Annotated in this window: 12 protein-coding genes; 10 read left to right on the forward strand and 2 right to left on the reverse strand. The window is 72.3% G+C overall.

Going from position 1 to position 19,996, the window contains the following annotated elements; translation table 11 throughout:
* Positions 1-576: 576 nt before the first annotated feature.
* The 3 genes from ACGFR9_RS04875 (at position 577) to ACGFR9_RS04885 (ending at position 4,041) form a co-directional block, all read left to right on the forward strand.
* A complete protein-coding gene (locus ACGFR9_RS04875) occupies positions 577-1,164 on the forward strand; it encodes a sigma-70 family RNA polymerase sigma factor (protein WP_030221188.1) in 588 nt (195 codons plus the stop codon).
* A gap of 144 nt (positions 1,165-1,308) precedes the next feature.
* Entirely contained in the window at positions 1,309-2,811 is a 1,503-nt protein-coding gene (gene guaB / locus ACGFR9_RS04880; protein WP_393202974.1) for an IMP dehydrogenase, read from the forward strand.
* A gap of 105 nt (positions 2,812-2,916) precedes the next feature.
* Positions 2,917-4,041 (forward strand): GuaB3 family IMP dehydrogenase-related protein, encoded by a 1,125-nt coding sequence (locus ACGFR9_RS04885; RefSeq protein WP_030221193.1) that lies wholly within the window; start codon positions 2,917-2,919, stop codon positions 4,039-4,041.
* A gap of 362 nt (positions 4,042-4,403) precedes the next feature.
* Here the strand turns inward: ACGFR9_RS04885 and ACGFR9_RS04890 are convergent, their stop codons facing one another.
* Entirely contained in the window at positions 4,404-5,612 is a 1,209-nt protein-coding gene (locus tag ACGFR9_RS04890; protein ID WP_393202976.1) for a nucleotide sugar dehydrogenase, read from the reverse strand.
* Positions 5,613-5,885: 273 nt separating this feature from the next.
* Between ACGFR9_RS04890 and ACGFR9_RS04895 the strand changes: the two genes are divergently transcribed.
* Positions 5,886-7,595 (forward strand): glycerol-3-phosphate dehydrogenase/oxidase, encoded by a 1,710-nt coding sequence (locus tag ACGFR9_RS04895; protein ID WP_393202978.1) that lies wholly within the window; start codon positions 5,886-5,888, stop codon positions 7,593-7,595.
* 86 nt (positions 7,596-7,681) lie between these two features.
* Here ACGFR9_RS04895 and ACGFR9_RS04900 read toward each other — a convergent pair whose 3' ends face one another.
* Positions 7,682-8,749: a serine hydrolase domain-containing protein gene (locus tag ACGFR9_RS04900; protein WP_393202980.1), complete on the reverse strand. Its 1,068-nt coding sequence runs from the start codon at positions 8,747-8,749 to the stop codon at positions 7,682-7,684.
* A gap of 181 nt (positions 8,750-8,930) precedes the next feature.
* Between ACGFR9_RS04900 and ACGFR9_RS04905 the strand changes: the two genes are divergently transcribed.
* The 6 genes from ACGFR9_RS04905 to ACGFR9_RS04930 all read left to right on the forward strand — a co-directional run bounded on the left by ACGFR9_RS04905 (position 8,931) and on the right by ACGFR9_RS04930 (position 19,976).
* Positions 8,931-10,919, forward strand: a complete 1,989-nt coding sequence (locus tag ACGFR9_RS04905) for a protein kinase (RefSeq protein WP_393203982.1) — start codon at positions 8,931-8,933, stop codon at positions 10,917-10,919.
* Positions 10,920-11,070: 151 nt separating this feature from the next.
* Positions 11,071-13,473, forward strand: coding sequence for a protein kinase (locus tag ACGFR9_RS04910; protein WP_393202982.1), 2,403 nt, complete (start codon positions 11,071-11,073; stop codon positions 13,471-13,473).
* A 159-nt stretch (positions 13,474-13,632) separates the two neighbouring features.
* Positions 13,633-15,249 (forward strand): protein kinase, encoded by a 1,617-nt coding sequence (locus ACGFR9_RS04915; protein ID WP_393202984.1) that lies wholly within the window; start codon positions 13,633-13,635, stop codon positions 15,247-15,249.
* 81 nt (positions 15,250-15,330) lie between these two features.
* Entirely contained in the window at positions 15,331-16,503 is a 1,173-nt protein-coding gene (locus tag ACGFR9_RS04920; RefSeq protein ID WP_393202986.1) for a serine/threonine-protein kinase, read from the forward strand.
* Positions 16,504-16,583: 80 nt separating this feature from the next.
* Positions 16,584-18,233, forward strand: coding sequence for a serine/threonine-protein kinase (locus ACGFR9_RS04925; protein ID WP_393202988.1), 1,650 nt, complete (start codon positions 16,584-16,586; stop codon positions 18,231-18,233).
* Between the two features lie 129 nt (positions 18,234-18,362).
* Complete coding sequence (locus ACGFR9_RS04930; protein WP_393202990.1) at positions 18,363-19,976, forward strand: succinic semialdehyde dehydrogenase; 1,614 nt, start codon at positions 18,363-18,365, stop codon at positions 19,974-19,976.
* Positions 19,977-19,996: the final 20 nt, after the last annotated feature.

The following is a 19,996-nucleotide window of genomic DNA, read 5'->3' on the forward strand; positions in this document are numbered from 1 at the left end:
CGCCCGCACCGTTCCTGCGGGCTGCGCCCGCACCGTTCCTGCGGGCTGCGCCCGCACCGTTCCTGCGGGCTGCGCCCGCACCGTTCCTGCGGGCTGCGCCCGCACCGTTCCTGCGGGCTGTGCCCGTACCCCCCGCTCCCGCGGGCAGTCGTGCCGCTGGGGCGGCACGGGTGGGCGCGACGGCACCCCGCAAGCGCCGGGCTGCGCAGACTCCCCCGGCCACCCCCGCGCGGGTGCACCCCGCAAGCGCCGGGCCGCGCCGGTGCCGTGCGCCCGCAGACACCGCGTTCCGCACACCCCGACTACATCCAGCAAGCCCCCGACGCATGAAACCCACCGCACCAGGGGGTGCGAAAACCCCCACCCACCAGCGCACCGGCACCGCCCCCCGAACGCCCGCTCCTTGTTTCGGCGCCGATGGCGCATCCTTGAGGTGTGGAGTTCCTCGGGGACGAGTCGGTCGAGCGGAAGGGGAGGGCGCAAGGGATGACTTCCGGCGCACCCGCTCATAACGCTTCGGTGCACAACCAGGGACACGGTGCCACGGACCAGAAGTCCGCAAGGCACCATGGACCGATGCGCGACGACGAGGCGGGCACTGCCCAAGGGGCGTTCGGTGCGCTCGTCCATCGCGCGGTCGACGGAGACGAGCAGGCCACGCACGATCTGCTCGCCCACGTCCACCCCCTCGCGCTGCGCTACTGCCGCACCCGCCTGTCCCGGCTCCCCGGCGACGCCCGGCACTTCGTCGAGGACCTCGCTCAGGAGGTCTGCGTCGCGGTGCTCCTCGCGCTGCCCCGCTACAAGGACACCGGCAGGCCCTTCGAGGCGTTCATCTTCGCCATCGCCTCCCACAAGGTCGCCGACCTGCAGCGCGCTGCGATGCGGCACCCCGGCTCGACGGCCGTGCCCTCCGACGAAATGCCCGAGCGCCCCGACGACTCCCTCGGCCCCGAGGAGCGCGCACTGCTCAGCAGCGACGCCGAATGGGCCAAGAAACTGCTGGCCAGCCTCCCCGAGAACCAGCGCGAGCTGATCCTGCTGCGGATCGCAGTGGGTCTCACCGCGGAGGAGACCGGACAGATGTTGGGAATGTCACCCGGCGCGGTCAGAGTCGCCCAGCACCGCGCGCTGAGCCGGCTGCGTGCCCTGGCGGAGCAGTAACTCCCGCCGACATATGAACAGATGATCGGCCGTTCCCGTACGAACATACGAAGCCGGGAGCCGTACCGAACCGTGGAATGAGACACCCGCGCTTCCCGTTAGCATGGACATCCGCACCGATCAAGGCCATTTGGGGAAGGTGTCATGACTGCCAACGTCGACGGAGTGCCCGCCAAATTCGCGACACTCGGGCTGACCTACGACGACGTGCTGCTGCTGCCGGGCGCATCCGAAGTGCTCCCCAACGCGGTCGACACCTCGTCCCGCATCTCCCGCAACGTCAGGGTGAACATCCCCCTGCTCTCGGCCGCGATGGACAAGGTCACCGAGTCCCGCATGGCCATCGCCATGGCCCGTCAGGGCGGCGTCGGCGTGCTGCACCGCAACCTGTCCGTCGAGGACCAGGCCAACCAGGTCGACCTGGTGAAGCGCTCCGAGTCCGGCATGGTGACCGACCCCATCACCATCCATCCGGAGGCCACGCTCGGTGAGGCCGACGCCCTGTGCGCGAAGTTCCGCATCAGCGGCGTCCCGGTCACCGACGGCAACAAGAAGCTGCTCGGCATCGTCACCAACCGTGACATGGCCTTCGAGACCGACCGCTCCCGTCAGGTGCGCGAGGTCATGACCCCGATGCCGCTGGTCACCGGGCATGTCGGCATCTCCGGTGTCGAGGCGATGGAGCTGCTGCGCCGCCACAAGATCGAGAAGCTTCCGCTGGTCGACGACGCGGGCATCCTCAAGGGCCTCATCACGGTCAAGGACTTCGTGAAGGCCGAGCAGTACCCCAACGCCGCCAAGGACGCGGAGGGCCGTCTGATCGTGGGCGCCGCCGTGGGCGCCAGCCCCGAGGCCCTGGAGCGGGCCCAGGCGCTTGCCGAGGCCGGTGTGGACTTCCTGGTCGTCGACACCTCGCACGGCCACAACAGCAACGCCCTCAGCTGGATGGCGAAGATCAAGTCGAGCGTCGGTGTCGACGTGATCGGCGGCAACGTGGCCACGCGTGACGGCGCCCAGGCACTCGTCGATGCCGGCGTCGACGGCATCAAGGTGGGCGTCGGCCCCGGTTCGATCTGTACCACCCGGGTCGTCGCCGGCATCGGCGTTCCGCAGGTCACGGCCATCTACGAGGCGTCCCTCGCGGCCCGCGCGGCGGGCGTCCCGCTGATCGGCGACGGCGGACTGCAGTACTCCGGCGACATCGGCAAGGCGCTCGCCGCCGGCGCCGACACCGTGATGCTGGGCAGCCTCCTCGCGGGCTGCGAGGAGTCCCCCGGCGAGCTGCAGTTCATCAACGGCAAGCAGTTCAAGTCGTACCGCGGCATGGGCTCGCTGGGCGCCATGCAGTCCCGGGGCCAGGGCCGGTCGTACTCGAAGGACCGCTACTTCCAGGCCGAGGTCGCCTCCGACGACAAGCTCGTGCCCGAGGGCATCGAGGGCCAGGTGCCCTACCGCGGCCCGCTGGCCAACGTGCTGCACCAGCTCGTCGGCGGTCTGCGCCAGACGATGGGCTACGTGGGCGCCGCGACCATCGAGGAGATGGAGTCCAAGGGCCGCTTCGTCCGCATCACGTCGGCCGGTCTCAAGGAGAGCCACCCGCATGACATCCAGATGACGGTCGAGGCACCGAACTACAGCCGCAAGTAGTCAGAGGGCCTTCCAGGGCGGTCCCGGACACCTCCGGGACCGCCCTCGGCGTGTCCGTCGGGGATACTGGAAGGCGCTGCAACGCATCAGGGAAAGGCCACAGACGTGACTGAGATCGAGATCGGGCGCGGCAAGCGCGGCCGCCGGGCGTACGCCTTCGACGACATCGCCGTCGTCCCCAGCCGCCGTACGCGGGACCCGAAGGAGGTCTCGATCGCCTGGCAGATCGACGCCTACCGTTTCGAGCTGCCGTTCCTGGCCGCTCCGATGGACTCGGTCGTCTCCCCGGCCACCGCGATCCGCATCGGCGAGCTCGGCGGCCTCGGCGTGCTGAACCTCGAGGGCCTGTGGACGCGCCACGAGGACCCGCAGCCGCTGCTGGACGAGATCGTGGGCATGCCCGCCGAGGCGGCCACCCGCCGTCTCCAGGAGATCTACGCCGCTCCCATCAAGGAGGAGCTGATCGGGCAGCGCATCAAGGAGGTGCGCGACTCGGGCGTGGTCACCGCCGCCGCGCTCTCCCCGCAGCGCACCGCCCAGTTCTCCAAGGCCGTCGTCGACGCGGGTGTGGACATCTTCGTCATCCGCGGTACGACGGTGTCGGCGGAGCACGTCTCCGGGGCGCACGAGCCGCTGAACCTGAAGCAGTTCATCTACGAGCTGGACGTCCCCGTGATCGTCGGAGGCTGCGCCACCTACACGGCCGCCCTGCACCTCATGCGCACCGGTGCGGCGGGCGTCCTCGTCGGCTTCGGCGGCGGGGCCGCGCACACCACGCGCAATGTGCTCGGTATCCAGGTCCCCATGGCCACAGCGGTCGCCGACGTGGCCGCCGCCCGCCGCGACTACATGGACGAGTCCGGCGGCCGGTACGTGCACGTGATCGCGGACGGCGGTGTCGGCTGGTCCGGCGACCTGGCCAAGGCGATCGCCTGCGGCGCGGACTCCGTGATGATGGGCTCCCCGCTGGCCCGCGCGACGGACGGTCCGGGCAAGGGCCACCACTGGGGCATGGAGGCCGTCAACGAGGAGCTGCCGCGCGGCCAGAAGGTCGACCTCGGCACCGTGGGCACACTGGAGGAGATCCTCACCGGTCCCTCCCACACCCCCGACGGCTCGATGAACCTCTTCGGCGCCCTGCGCCGCGCGATGGCCACCACCGGCTACAGCGAACTGAAGGAGTTCCAGCGCGTCGAGGTCACGGTGGCGGACTCACAGCACCGCCGGTAGAGCCCGTACGGCCTCCGATACGGCACCGAAGAGGCCGGTCACCCGCTGGGGTGACCGGCCTCTTTCGCATGTCCGGGGGCGCACGTGGTGTTCAGGGGGCGCGCCATGGGCCGTCACCGCAAGCCCACCGCCTGGGACCGGATCCGTCTGCGGATGGTGAAATTCCGGAGGAGGTGCATCTTGTGGCGTTACGGGAAGTGAGCGGCCACCCCTGCATGAACTAGGGGTGGACACTCCGTTCACTTTCAGGAGCCTGCCGCAGTGCCCTCTGCGGTGGGCTCCATCTCTTGTCAACCCTACCCGTGCGGCTTCCGGCCCACCACCAACCTCCGTGGCACGCCGCCCCGTCGCGCGCCCCCCTCTCACAACCGGTGCGCCGCCCCCGTAGGCGTCGCCCCGCGGGTGTCGAGGAGGAGCTGGGCCTTCACCGACAGGCCCTGGAGGTCGTAGGTGCGGTGCTGCTGGAGGAGGATCGTCAGGTCGGCGTCGGCCGCGGCCTCGTAGAGGGAGTCCGCGCGGGGGACGGGTCGGTCGAGGACGTTCCACGCCGGGACGTGGGGGTCGTGGTAGCTGACGGAGGCGCCCAGCTCCATCAGCCGGACCGCGATCTCCTGGGCCGGGGAGCCCTGCTGGTCGGCGAGGTCGGGCTTGTAGGTCACGCCGAGGAGCAGCACGCGTGCGCCGCGTGCGGACTTGCCGTGCTCGTTGAGGAGGGCGGCGGCGCGCTGCACGACGTAGCGCGGCATCCGGCTGTTGACCTCCTGTGCGAGCTCCGCCATGCGCAGGGTGCGGCCCGCGTGGGCGGTCAGGTCCTGGGTCACGGCGTGGCCGCCGACTCCGGGGCCGGGGCGGAAGGGGTGGAAGCCGAAGGGTTTGGTCTCCGCGCATCTGAGGACGTCCCACAGGTCGATGCCCAGGTCGTGGCAGAGGGCCGCCATCTCGTTGACGAGGGCGATGTTGACGTGCCGGAAGTTGGTCTCCAGGAGCTGTACGGTCTCGGCCTCGCGCAGGCCGCGCGCGCGGACGACCTTGTCGGTGATCCGGCCGTAGAAGGCGGCGGCCGACTCGGTACAGGCCGGCGTGAGGCCGCCGATGACCTTCGGCGTGTTGGCGGGGGTGTGGTCGCGGTTGCCGGGGTCGACCCGGCTGGGGGAGTGGGCGAGGTGGAAATCGCGCCCCGCGCGCAGGCCTGATCCCGACTCGAGCAGCCGCAGCAGCGGTCCCTCCGTGGTCCCCGGGGGCACGGGGGATTCGAGGACGACCGTGGTGTGCGGGCGCAGTCGCGCGGCGAGGGTGCGGGCGGCCGTCTCCACCTGGCTCAGGTCGAGCCCGCCGTCCGGGCCGCGCGGGGTGGGGGCGCAGATGACCGCGGTGCGCACCCGGCCGAGCTCGGCGGCGTTGGCGGTCGTACGGAAGCCCTGGGCGAGCATGCGGCGCTGTTCGGCGGCGCTGAGGGAGCCCTCCTCGGGGCCGGTCCGGTAGCCGATGGTGGGGATGCCGGCGGCTACGGCGGCCTGGGCCAGGGGCAGGCCGTACGGGCCGAGTCCGATGACGGCGAGATCTGCGGGCATGGCGTGGGCCGTCCCTTCCATTAACCGGGGTGCGACAGGTGCGCAAGCCCTGTGGACTGGACAGGCGAGCGCAATGTCAGACTAGGAGTAAATATGACCGATATGCGGGATTGGTCGGCCGAGTTTCGGTGAGTCGTCCCGCAGGGTTATCCACAGGCTGGGGGTCCGTGGTGGCCGAAGTCGGGCATGCCGGTCAGAATCTGGGCATGAGGGTGGGGGACCGGGCTTCGCCGGACGGGTGCGGCCGATGCGACCGATGAGCGGGAGGCAGCGGTGAGGACAGCGACACTGGGGCCGGCGCAGCGCGCCGAGTCACTCGCGTCCATGGCCGAGCACGAGCTGGACGTGCTGGTGGTGGGCGGCGGCGTGGTCGGTGCCGGTACGGCGCTCGACGCCGTGACGCGCGGTCTGTCCACGGGCCTGGTCGAGGCGCGTGACTGGGCGTCGGGCACGTCCAGCCGGTCCAGCAAACTGATCCACGGTGGCCTGCGCTATCTGGAGATGCTGGACTTCGTGCTCGTCCGGGAGGCGCTGAAGGAACGCGGCCTGCTGCTGGAGCGGCTCGCTCCGCATCTCGTGCGCCCGGTGCCGTTCCTCTATCCGCTGCAGCACAAGGGCTGGGAGCGGCTGTACGCCGGAGCGGGCGTCGCGCTCTACGACACCATGGCGATGGCCCGCGGGCACGGACGAGGCCTGCCCGTGCACCGTCATCTGACCCGCCGTCACGCGCTGCGTGTCGCCCCCTGCTTGAGGAAGGACGCACTGATCGGCGCCCTGCAGTACTACGACGCCCAGATGGACGACGCCCGCTTCGTGGCGACCCTGGTGCGCACGGCCGCCGCGTACGGCGCGAAGGTCGCCAACCGCGCGCGGGTCACCGGTTTCCTGCGCGAGGGCGAACGCGTGGTCGGCGCCCGGGTGCAGGACGTCGAGGGCGGCGGCGAGTACGAGGTCCGCGCCAAGCAGATCGTCAACGCGACCGGGGTGTGGACCGACGACACCCAGGCGATGGTCGGCGAACGCGGACAGTTCCACGTGCGGGCCTCCAAGGGCATCCACCTCGTCGTCCCCAAGGACCGAATCCACTCCACGTCCGGGCTCATCCTGCGCACCGAGAAGTCCGTGCTGTTCGTCATCCCCTGGGGCCGGCACTGGATCGTGGGCACCACGGACACCGACTGGGACCTCGACAAGGCCCACCCGGCCGCGTCCAGCGCGGACATCGACTATCTGCTGGAGCATGTGAACTCGGTGCTCGCGGTGCCGCTCACGCGGGACGATGTACAGGGCGTGTTCGCCGGCCTGCGGCCGCTGCTCGCCGGCGAGTCGGACGCCACCAGCAAGCTGTCGCGTGAGCACACCGTGGCCCACTCCGCGCCGGGGCTCGTGGTGGTGGCGGGCGGGAAGTACACGACGTACCGGGTGATGGCCAAGGACGCGGTGGACGCGGCGGTTCACGGGCTCGACGCGCGCGTCGCCGACTGTGTCACCGAGGAGACGCCGCTGGTGGGAGCCGAGGGGTTCCACGCGCTGTGGAACGCGCGGGCGCGGACGGCCGCGCGGACCGGGCTGCACACGGTGCGGGTGGAGCATCTGCTGCAGCGGTACGGGACGTTGGCGGAGGAGGTGCTGGCGCTGATCGCCGAGGACCCTTCGCTGGGAGAGCCGTTGGCGGCGGCCGATGACTATCTGCGTGCGGAGATCACGTACGCGGCTTCGCACGAGGGGGCGCGGCATCTGGACGATGTGCTGACGCGGCGTACGCGGATTTCGATCGAGACGTTCGATCGGGGGACGCGGAGTGCGCGGGAGGCGGCGGAGTTGATGGCGCCGGTGCTGGGGTGGGACGCGGATCGGGTGGAGCGGGAGGTTCGGCATTATGAGAAGCGGGTGGAGGCCGAGCGGGAGTCCCAGCGGCAGCCGGATGATTTGACCGCGGATGCGGCGCGGTTGGGAGCGCCGGACATCTCGCCGCTGCGGTGAGGGGGGTGGCCTTTTCGCCCCCGCCGCCCTTTCCCTTCCCAACCTGGGGATCCGCCCCAGACCCCGCTCCTCAAACGCCGGAGGGGCTAAGACTGGCCCCCGGGGAACCCCGAGCCCTGACGGGCGCAGAACTCGGCTGTCAGCAGAGCCTGTTCCAGGGTGGGATCTGTCAGTGCGTCCGTGTTCACACGGAACGTGAGGACCTGGCGGCCGTCCCGCGTCGCCGCCGTGCGGACGTAGTTGCCCGCGATGCGGCCGTTGTGGCCCCAGACCGTGGTGCCGCAGGGGAGCTTCAGGGGATACAGGCCCATGCCGTACCTGCCCTGGGCCGTGCGGGTGCCGAGCATCTCGCGCAGGGAGGGCGCGGAGAGGAGCGCGCCGGACAGCAGGGACGAGTAGAAGCGGTTCAGGTCGGCCAACGTCGTCACCAGTTCGCCCGCCGCGCCGGCCACGCGGGGGTCCAGGCGGGTGACGTCGGTTCCGTCGGGGGCGTAGGAGCGACCGTGGGGGGAGGGGAGGGACGTGCGGGAGCCCGGGAAGGAAGTGCCCGTCAGATGGAGCGGGGTGATGATGCGGGACCTGGCCTCGGCTGCGTAGGAGCGGCCCGTGACCTGCTCGGTGATCAGGCCGAGCAGGACGTAGTCGGTGTTCGAGTAGGCGTAGCGGCCCAGGGCGGTCGGGGGGTGGGCGAGGGCGACGCGTACGGCCTGGAGCGGGGTGAGCGGGACCGTGCCGCCCGTGTCCGCCGAGAAGTCGTGGAGGCCGCTGGTGTGGGTGAGCAGGGAGCGCAGGGTCAGGGCGCGGCCGTCGTTGCCGGTTCCCCGGATCAGGCCGGGAAGGTGCTTCTCCACGGTGTCCGACAGTGACAGGCGGCCCTCGTCGGCCAGTTGCAGGACGACCGTCGCGACGAACGTCTTGGTGATGCTGCCGGCGCGGAAGTGGTCGGCGCGTCCGATACCCGGGCCCGCTTCCGCGTAGCGGGAGCCGGTCCCTGCCACGGCCAGCAGGGCCGCCGCCGGGGCGCCGCCCCGTGTGACCAGGAGCGGAAGCAGCGTGTCCGTACGCGGGACGGGCGGGGCCGAGGACGCGGTGGGGGCCAGGACGAGCAGCGCGAGGGACACGGGAAGGGCCACCAGAGCCCGAAGCGTCGGCATTCCGGAACCTCCCCGTCGGATCCTGTCGGAGGCTCATCATGCAGGCCGGGGCCGTGTGACCGTCGTCCGGGGTGCCCCGTGCGCCGGGTCCGGTGCGCGGCCAGAGGCACCCTGGGCGTCGAGCACTTGTCGGGTGAGGGACAATGAAGGCTCTGTCAGGGCGGGTTGCATGAGGGGACGCATGTCGGAGGCGGAGCGGGCGGGGACATCCCGTCAGGACAAGAGCGCACGTCTCCTCGCCGGGCGGTACCGGCTGGGAGACGTGCTCGGCCGCGGCGGCATGGGCACCGTGTGGCGGGCCCAGGACGAGACCTTGGGGCGCACCGTCGCCGTCAAGGAGCTCCGCTTCCCGACGAACATCGACGAGGAGGAGAAGCGGCGGCTGATCACCCGGACCCTGCGCGAGGCCAAGGCGATCGCCCGGATCCGCAACAACAGCGCCGTGACCGTCTTCGACGTGGTCGAGGAGGACGACCGGCCCTGGATCGTGATGGAACTCGTCGACGGAAAGTCGCTCGCCGAGGCCATCCGCGAGGACGGCCTGCTGGAGCCCCGGCGCGCGGCGGAGGTCGGCCTCGCCCTCCTCGACGTCCTGCGCTCCGCACACCGTGAGGGCATCCTGCACCGTGACGTGAAGCCGTCCAACGTGCTGATCGCCGAGGACGGCCGGGTCGTACTCACCGACTTCGGCATCGCCCAGGTCGAGGGCGACCCGTCCATCACCTCCACCGGCATGCTCGTCGGCGCCCCCTCCTACATCTCCCCCGAGCGGGCCCGCGGGCACAAGCCGGGACCCGCGGCCGACCTGTGGTCGCTCGGCGGACTGCTGTACGCGGCGGTGGAGGGCACACCCCCGTACGACAAGGGGTCCGCGATCGCCACGCTCACGGCGGTGATGACCGAACCCCTCGAGGAGCCGCAGAACGCGGGACCGCTCAGGGACGTCATCTACGGGCTGCTCAACAAAGACCCCGTCCAGCGACTCGACGACCGCGGCGCCCGCGCCATGCTGAACGCCATCCTCAACGCGCCCGAGGAGTCCGCGGAACCGGCGGACGCGACGAAGGTCGTACCGCTGCCTCCGCAGCCCGACGGGCCGTCGGGCGCCAGAAGCCGACGCTCCGAAGAGGCCGGGGACAAGCTGAAGGGCGCGCTGCGTTCCGTGCGCAAGGCCGCCGTGGCGGCCGGCTCCGCCGGTGCCGCCGCGGCCGCCCGCGCCAAGTCCGCCGGCGGTACGACCGCTTCCGCCGCACCGGCCACGCCACGGGTGCCCGCCGCCCGCTCCGGCGCGACCGCGCCCACCACCTCCACACCCGCCAACCCCACCGGCAGCGGACGCAGTTCGGGCTGGCCGGTCATGACCCCGCCGGACCTGCCGGCCAGGCCCGTACCGAGGGCGCCGCTCACCGATGTGGTGCCGAAGCGGACGCTGGTCATCATCGCCGTGGTCGTCGTACTCGCCGTGCTCGCCACCGTGCTGGCCTTCACCCTCGGCGACGACGAGGGCGACAAGGCGACGGGCGGCACCGGCGACGGCACCGTCGCCACCGGCGCCCCGAGTGCCGACACCAAGGGCGACGAGAACGACGGCACCCGCACCGACGGCACCGCGACCGACCCGGCCGGCAAGGAGACGGGGCCGGCGGCCGGAGGCGGCCGGTCCGACGACTCGGACGACTCCGCCGGTGACGAGGCCGACGACAGGGCGGAGAACGAGTCCGACGACGACGGCGGCACGTCCGCGGCACAGACGCACAAGGGGAACCAGGGCTACTCGATCGGCCTGCCCGAGGGCTGGAAGTACCGGTCGACCGGACCCGCCGGGGACCGGTTCACCGGGCCGGGCGGGCAGAAGCTGCTCATCGGCTGGACGACCACCCCGAAGGACGACCCGGTCGCGGACTGGACGAACCAGGAACGCGCCATGGTGCGTTCGCAGTACCAGCGGATCCGTATCGCGTCGGTGGACTACCGGGGCTGGAACACGGCCGACTGGGAGTTCACCTACGTGGAGAGCGGGACCAAGTACCGGTCCATCGACCGGGGAACCGTCGTCGGCGACCGGCTCGGCTACGGGCTGCTGTACACGGCCAAGGCCGCCGAATGGGACGGTGATCAGCGCAAGGACACCTGGCGGACGCTGACGGAGACGTTCCGGGCCAAGTCCTGAGCATGAGCGGATCGCGGAATGGGGAGGCAGATGTGGCATCCCCTCTCTGTGGGTTGCCTCCGGCACGTATCGTGAAAGCTTGGACCGTACGTAGCCGGAACGGCCCGCCGGCCGAACGGAACTGACCGACCGTAGTGCCGGGGGAGGCATCGTGGACGACTATGCCGGACGGGTCCTCGCCGACCGCTACCGCCTTCCGCTGCCCCCCTCCGACGAGTACGAGCTGACCGAGACCCGTGCCTTCGACACCTACAGCGGGCAGGAGGTCCTGGTCAGACAGGTCCCGTTGCCCGAGGTCGTCGAGGCCGAGGTGCTGGACGCGGAAGGGCTGCCCGACGGATTCACCGCCCGTGACTCCGTCGCGCGGCGCAGCGGTTACGGGCCCCCGCGCGGCGGTACCCGGCGGCCCGCCGACCCGGTCGTACGGCGTGCGGTCGAGGCCGCTCAGGCGGCCGCCGCCATCCCCGACCATCCCCGCCTGGACCAGGTCTTCGACGTGTTCGCGGAGGGCGGTTCGCTGTGGATAGTCAGCGAAGTCGTCGCCGCGCGCCCACTGGCCGCGATGCTCGCCGAGCAGCCGCTGTCACCGTACCGGGCGGCGGAGATCGCGTCCGACGTGCTCACCGCGCTGCGGGTGCTGCACTCGCACGGCTGGGTGCACCGCAACATCACCGCGCGCACGGTGCTGATCTGCGACGACGGCCGGGTGATGCTCACCGGCCTCGCGGTCGGCGCGGCGGAGGAAGCCCTGTGCGGGTACGACCCCGTGCCACCGCCCGACGACGAGCCCGGACAGGGCGTCGTGCCCGCACCGGGCCCGGCAGCGCCGGTGCCGGCGGGTGTGCCGGACCCCGGGCGCGGCCCCTCCTGGCCGCCCGGTTTCGCCGCCGACCCGGATCCCACCCCCGACGCGGCCCGCCGCGCCGCCATCGAGGCACGGACCGGACGGCTCTCCGGCGGTACGGCGGAGGGCGCCCCGGCCGGCCTCACCCCCGCCGCGGCGCCCAGGGCCCTCGACAGTGCGGGCGACGTACGGGCCGCCCGCGCGGGAGCGATCGCCGCGTACCGGGCCGGCGCCCGCGCCGCCGCCCGCGTGCAGGAGGCCCAGCAGAACGGCCGTACGGCCCTGCCCGCCGCCAAGGACGGCACCGCGCGGGTCACCCGGACCGGCGACGAGCGGCCCGCCGCGATCCCGCCCGGCCGGATAGCCGACCCCTACGGCGTGGGCGGCACCCCCGAGGCGCCCGCGGCCCTGGAACCGGCGGCGGCCGCCACCCCGCCCGCCGGCTGGGACGACCTCGTGGCCCACACCCCCGCCCGCCGGGGCCCGGGCACGGCACTGGCCGCCGAACGGGCACGGCAGGCCCGTATGGCCGTCGTCGGACCCGTGACCGAGCGGTGGGCGCCCGAGCAGGCCGGGCCCGTGCACGAGAACTGGCAGCTGGCCGCCCCGATCGGCCCCGCCACCGACCTCTGGGCCCTGGGCTCCCTGCTGTTCCGGGCCGTCCAGGGGCACGCGCCCTACCCGGAGGAGTCGACGGCCGAGCTGGTACAGCTGGTGTGCGCCGAACCGCCCGCCTTCGCCGAGGAGTGCGGACCGCTGCGGCCGGTCGTGGAGTCGCTGCTGCGCCAGGACCCCACCGAGCGCCTCGACTTCGAGGAACTGCGCGGCTGGCTGCGTTCCCTGGTGCGCTCGGCGCCCGAGCCCGAGGCCGGGCTGAACGTCATCACGGCGCCGCCCGTCGACGCCCGCAAGCTGCCCGTCATACGGCGCCGGGGCGAGCTGGTGCGCAGGCGCCGCGCCGGGCTCCCCGCACACCACGGGCGGCACAAGCGGGCCAGACAGGACGCGGGCTCCCCGCGCCGCCTCGGCCGCACCCTGCTTCTGCTGGTCCTGCTCGCCATGGCGGCGGCGATCGCGTACGCCATGCTCTTCCTGCCCAAGTCCGGCGAGGGTGCGCCGGATTCCGCCGACCGCACCGGAGCCGCCGGTCAGGCGAGTCCCGCACCGAACCCGAGCACCGCACCGGACACGGAGAAGGAGTCCCCGAAACCGGAGGACACCGAGGCATCCACCGAGACACAGACCAACGGCCCCGACGTCGCCGACGGCTTCACCCTGGCCAAGGACCCCGAGGGCTTCCGGATCGCCGTCGCCGAGGGCTGGCAGCGCACCCCGAAGAACGGCAGCGGCCAGGTCGTCTACGCCAAGGGCGGCTTCGAGCTGATCGTCGTCCCCGGCCGGGACAGCGCGCAGAGCTACGGCAGCGACCCCATGGCCTACCAGCGCGACGACGAACGCGAGCTCCAGCCCTACCGCGACTCCAGCTGGGCCACCTCCACCGGTCTGAAGACCATCGAGGTCGGCGGACGCACCATGGCCGAGGGCCAGTTCACCTGGACGGGCAACGGCGGCGAGCTGTACGTCCGCAACCTCGCGGCGCTCATCGACGGCCGCTTCCACGTGATCCAGGTACGCGGACCGGAATCCGAACGGGACGAGGTGACCCGCCTCTACGAGCAGGCCGCGGCTACTTACCGGTACACCGGCTGAACCTCCGGCCCCACGCATGCGCAGGCGTTTTGGTTGCCTCGCGCCTCATTGAGCGACAACTGTCACAGTGCGGTCTCCATGACACGTCGTCGGTTCCCAGGACGGGGCGGCGTACTTACGCTGACCCTGTCAAGACCATTGCGGGGCAACGTGAATCAGATGCAGGGCTCGCTCGTCGCGGGCCGCTACCGACTCGGCGAATCCATCGGGAGCGGTGGCATGGGCCGGGTGTGGCGCGCCCATGACGAGGTGCTGCACCGGACCGTCGCGATCAAGGAACTGACGGCGGCACTCTACGTCTCCGACAGCGAACAGGCCACGCTGCTGGCGCGCACCCGCGCGGAGGCACGGGCCGCCGCACGGATCAACCACTCCGCCGTCGTCACCGTGCACGACGTGCTGGAGCACGACGGCCGGCCGTGGATCGTGATGGAGCTGGTCGAGGGCCACTCACTGGCCGACGCGGTGAAGGAGCGGGAACGCGTCGAACCGCGCGAGGCCGCGCGCATCGGCCTGTGGGTGCTGCGCGCCCTGCGCGCCGCCCACTTGGCCGGAGTGCTGCACCGCGACGTCAAGCCCGGCAACGTCCTCCTCGGCCAGGACGGCCGCGTGCTGCTCACCGACTTCGGCATCGCGCAGATAGACGGCGACACGGCCATCACCCGCACCGGCGAGGTCGTGGGCTCGGTCGACTACCTCGCCCCCGAACGGGTCCGCGGCCACGACCCGGGCCCGTCCTCCGACCTGTGGGCGCTCGGCGCGACGCTGTACACGGCGGTGGAGGGAAGATCCCCGTTCCGCCGCACCTCGCCCCTGACCACCATGCAGGCGGTCGTCGAGGAGGAGGCCGAGGAACCACGCCACGCCGGCCCCCTCGGGCCCGTCATCACCGCACTCCTGCGCAAGGATCCGGCCACCCGCCCCGACGCGGACCAGGCCGAGCAGCTGCTCGCCGAGGCGGCCGAGGGACGCAGGCCACAGGCCGCGCAGGGATATGTGCCGACGCAGGCCGTCGACGCCCCCGCCGCCCTGCCGTACGACACCAGGCCCGAGGCGGCACCGCGGTATCCGCAGGGCGGTCCCACGACGGCGCAGCAGCCGTACGGGCCGCCCGCCACGCCCCGCAGGCGGGTGCGCGGGCGGGTGATCGCCCTGGTCGTCGTGCTGGCCGCGCTCATCGGCGGGGGGACCGCCGTGATGCTCCAGCAGCAGGACGACCGCGGCGGAGACACCACGGCCGGCCCGTCGCCGAGCCCGACCCCGACACCCGGCCCCCTGGAGACCGGCGAGACCGAATCGCCGGGGAACCTTCCCGAGGGCTGGGTGCGCCGCACCGACCCCTACGGCTTCAGCATCGTGCTGCCCGGCGAGGAGTGGGAGCGCGAGGTCTTCGACGAGGCGACCCGGCAGGTCGACTACACGCCCGACGGCGGCAAGCACTTCATCCGGATCGCCATGGACGAGGCGCCCGACTTCGACGACCCGTACGAGCACCTGAGTTCGCTGGACCAGCAGATCGGGGAGCGTCTGGTCGCCTACCAGCGGGTGGGCCTGGACCGTCGCGTCTACCGGGACCGTGACAGCGCCCGGCTGGAGTACAGCTGGACCGCGCTGGCCAAGGACACCGAGTTCCCGGGGCCGCGTCAGGCGGTCGACCAGATGTACATCTCGCGGGACGGGATCGAGTACGCGATCTACATGTCGGGGCCGGCCGAGGACTGGGCCACGACCGGCGCACAGTTCGAGACAGTCCTCAAGGGCTGGCGCGAGCCCTGACCTCCGGGGCCGGCTCAGGCGTCACCGCTTGGCCGAATCGCCGTACCGGAGGGGGCGCATCCGGTGGGGCATGATGGGCCCATGGGGACCGACGGGGACGCCGAGAACGCGACCGCGAGGACCAACGGACGTGTCATCGCGGGTCGTTACCGGCTGGAGGCGAGGCTCGGGCGCGGCGGTATGGGCGTCGTCTGGCGGGCCACCGATCAGCTGCTCGGGCGGGGTGTCGCCGTCAAGGAACTGCCCCTCGACGAGACGCTGTCCGCGGCGGACGCCCGGCGGCAGCGGGACCGCACCCTGCGGGAGGCGCGTGCGCTGGCCCAGCTGAGCCACCCGCACATCATCGTCGTCCACGACGTCGTCGAGGACGACGACCGCCCGTACATCGTCCTGGAGCTGATCGACGGGCCGTCCCTCGCCGACCGGATCGCCGAACAGGGCCCGGTCGGCGCGGCGGAGGCCGCCCGGATCGGCGTCGACCTGCTCGCGGCGCTGCGCGCCGCCCATACGGCCGGTGTGCTGCACCGCGACCTCAAGCCCGCCAACGTCCTGCTGGAGAACGGCACCGGCCGGGTCGTCCTCACCGACTTCGGCATCGCCCGCGTGTCGGGCTCCACCACGCTCACCGAGACCGGCACCTTCGTCGGCTCGCCCGAGTACACCGCCCCCGAGCGTATGTCCGGCGCCAGGACGGGACCCGAGTCCGACCTGTGGTCGCTGGGCGCGCTGCTGTGCACGGCGCTCAGTGGCGAGTCGCCGTTCCGGCGGGACTCCCTCGGCGGGGTCCTGCACGCCGTCGTCGTCGACGAGATCCGCCCGCCCGCCCAGGCGGAGCCGATCCTGCCGGTCGTACGCGGCCTGCTGGAGCGCGACCCCGACCGCCGCCTCGACGCGGACCGGGCCGAACGGATGCTGCGGGCGTTTCGCGAGACGGGCCGGACGCCGGAGTCCGCGCCGCCCGGACCGCTGCCCCCGCAACCCCATGGGCGAACCCCGGCGGGGCGGGAGGAACCACGGGAGCGTCCCGTACGGCGGCAGCCCGCGAAAGGCACCCTCGTCGCCGCGCTGGCGGTCGCCGCCATGGCCGGCGCGGGCGTGTCGGCGGCCGCGCTGCTCACCCAGGACCGGGGCGGCGACGGAGGCGGCACGCCGGCGAGCACCGCGCCCGGGACACCCGCGAGCCCCACCGGGTCCCCGAGCCCCTCGCCCACGGACTCGGCCACCGGGACGCAAAGCCCCGTAAACGGGAGATAAGTTCCGGCGCGAGTCACGGGTCTGTGACCGGTCGGTGCTCGAAGTGGATACGTGAGGGCTTGGCGCGATATGGATGGACCATGAGCAGCAACGGGGGAGCCCGCCACGGGGCCGACGAGCCGACCAGTTTCGGCCTGCAACCACCGAACCCGAACCCGCCCGCGTCGGTGCCGCACCCCGACAACCCGTACGCGGCGCCGACCGCGGTGGTTCCGGCGCCGGCACAGCCGCGGACGCCGGACGAACCGGGCACCGGCCGGCTGATCGCGGGCCGCTACCGGCTGCTCTCCAAGCTCGGACACGGCGGCATGGGCACGGTGTGGCGGGCCAAGGACGAGACCGTGGACCGTGAGGTCGCCGTCAAGGAACCCCGCGTCCCGGACCACCTTCCCGAACGTGAACGCTCCAACGCCTTCGAACGGATGCGCCGCGAGGCCCGCGCCGCCGCCCGGCTCGACCATCCCGCGGTGGTCGACGTCCACGACGTCGCCGTGGTGGACGGCCGGCCGTGGATCGTGATGGAGCTGGTCCAGGGCCGCTCGCTGGGCGCCGTGCTGCAGGACGAGGGCACCCTCCCCGCGCGCGAGGCCGCCAGGGTCGGCCTGGAGGTGCTCGGCGCGCTGGAGGCCGCGCACGCGGCGGGCATCCTGCACCGGGACGTCAAGCCGGACAACGTGCTGCTGGGCCGGTACGACCGGGTCGTCCTCACCGACTTCGGCATCGCCCAGATCGAGGGCGAGACCAATCTGACCGACACCGGCGGCTTCGTCGGTTCGCCCGAGTACATCGCCCCGGAACGGGTGCTGGGCCAGCGCCCCGGCCCCGCCTCCGACCTGTGGTCGCTCGGCGTGGTGCTGTACGCGGCGACGGAGGGCGTGTCCCCGTTCCGCCGCAGCAATACACCCGCCACCCTCCAGTCGGTCCTCAACGCCACCCCGGCGGCGCCCGCCGCCGCGCAGGGGCCGCTGGCCGACGTCATCACCGGCCTGCTGCAGAAGGACCCGGCGCGCCGTCCGAACGCCGCCCAGGTCCGCGCCGCACTGGAGACGGCCGCGAACCCGCCCGCCCCCGTGCCCACCCAGGTCGTCCGGGTCGCCGACGGCGGCAAGGGCGTACGGATCGGCCGCAAGACGCTGCTGGCGCTCGTCGCGGCGGTCGTCGCGGGGTCGGTGGCCGCCTGGCTGGTGATCGTCGACCCGTTCGCGGGACCGCTGCCGGACGGCTGGAAGCGGCACGACCTCGGGGACCGGGTGGGTTCCTCCCTCGCGGTGCCGGCGGGCTTCGTGGAGGAGGAACTGCCCGAGGACGCGGACGGGACCTTCGCCACCTTCAGCGATCCGAGCGGCCTGGTGCGGGTCGAGGTGGACCGTGACCTCAAGGCCGAGGACAAGACCGGTGAGATCCCGGGCTCGGCCTCCGAGCAGGCGTTCGCCCACTGGGAGGAGCTCAGGGACGGCGACTACAGCGCCGGCGTCGCCGCGACCCCGGCCCCGAAGGGCAAGCCGCGCGAGACCACGTACAAGGACCACGAGGCCGCTTCGAACACCGTCGTCTTCACGACGACCACCAATCCGCCGGTGGTGCGCGAGGTGCGGGCCCTGTACTACCGCAACAAGGACGGTGACATGTACCGGCTGTGGATCAACTACCCCGGCAAGGGCTACTTCACCGAGGACGGCCGCGAGATCGCCCGGACGATCATCGACTCGTGGGACATCGGCAAGCTCTGAGGCGGGCATCGTCCGTCAACACCCTGATCAGGGCCTTTGTTGCCAGCGTTCACTGGCGATGTGTGAGCGGACGGTGAATCCGTTACCGACGGGTACACAAAGTGTTCCGCCGGGCATACCCTGCGGCTCATGACGGACGTGCAGACCAGGGAAACGACCGGTACCAATCCCCTCGCCCCGGCGCCGGAGGGCGCCCGCACCGCCTCCGACGTGGTCACGCCGGAGCTGGTCGCCCAGCTCACCAAGGGCGTGGCCGGCTCCGGACGGACCGCGAGCCATTCGCCGTTCACCGGCGAGACCCTCGCCGACCTGCCCGAATCGACGCCCGAGGACGTGGCGAAGGCCTTCGGTGCCGCCCGCGCCGCCCAGGCGGTCTGGGCGGCGACCCCGGTACGGCAGCGCGCCGCCGTGCTGCTCCGCTTCCACGATCTGGTGCTGGCCCGCCAGGCCGAGGTGCTCGACCTCATCCAGCTGGAGACCGGCAAGGCCCGCCTGCACGCCCACGAGGAGGTGCTCGCCGTCGCCGTCGCCGCCCGCCACTACGGCCGCCGCGCCGCCGCCTACCTCCGCCCCAAGCGGCACGCGGGCGCCATCCCGGCCCTGACGAAGGTCACCGAACTGCGCCACCCGCGCGGTGTGGTCGGCCAGATCGCCCCCTGGAACTACCCCCTCGAACTCTCCGTCGGCGACGCCCTCCCGGCGTTCGTCGCGGGCAACGCGGTCGTGATGAAGCCCGACACGGAGACCTGCCTCACCGCCCTGTGGGCCCGTGACCTGCTGATCGAGGCCGGACTGCCCGCCGACGTCTTCCAGGTCGTCCTCGGCGAGGGCCCCGTCGTCGGCCCCGAGGTCGTCAGACACGCCGACTACGTCTCCTTCACCGGCTCCACCCGCACCGGCCGCGAGGTCGCCCAGGGCGCCGCCGCCCGCCTGGTCGGCGTCTCCCTCGAACTCGGCGGCAAGAACGCCATGCTGGTCCTCGAGGACGCCGACCTGGACAAGGCCGCCGCGGGCGCCGTCCGCGCCTGCTTCTCCTCCGCCGGCCAGCTGTGCATCTCCATCGAGCGGCTGTACGTCCACGAGTCCGTCGCCGACGCCTTCCTGGAGCGGTTCGCCGCCCGCACCAAGGCGCTCCGCCTCGGCACCTCCCTCGCCTACGGCGCCGACATGGGCTCCCTGGTCGGGCAGCGCCAGCTCGACGCCGTCACCCGGCACGTGGACGACGCCGTCGCCAAGGGCGCCAAGGTCCTCGCGGGCGGCACGGCCCGCCCGGACATCGGCCCCTACTTCTACGAGCCGACCATCCTCGACGGCGTCGGCACTCCCATGAGCGTCTGCACCGAGGAGACCTTCGGCCCGGTCGTCTCCATCTACCGCTTCTCCTCCGCCGACGAGGCGGTCGAGCGCGCCAACTCCACGCCGTACGGCCTGAACTCCTCCGTCTGGACGAGCGACGCGCGGCGCGGCCGCGAGATCGCCGCCCGGCTGCGCACCGGCACGGTGAACATCAACGAGGGGTACGCGCCCGCGTACGGCAGCGTCCAGTCGCCGATGGGCGGCATGAAGGACTCCGGCCTCGGCCGCCGGCACGGCTCCGAGGGCATCCTCAAGTACACCGAGGCCCAGACGGTCGCCCAGCAGCGGCTGCTACCGATGGCCCCTTCGCTGGGGATGGACGACGAGAAGTACGCGGCGTTCATGAGCCGCAGCCTGAGGGTGATGAAGGCATTCCGGTTCAGGTGAGATGCCCCAAGGGGGCGCGG

Source organism: Streptomyces sp. NPDC048584, assembly GCF_043199595.1.
GTDB classification, from domain to species: domain Bacteria; phylum Actinomycetota; class Actinomycetes; order Streptomycetales; family Streptomycetaceae; genus Streptomyces; species Streptomyces edwardsiae.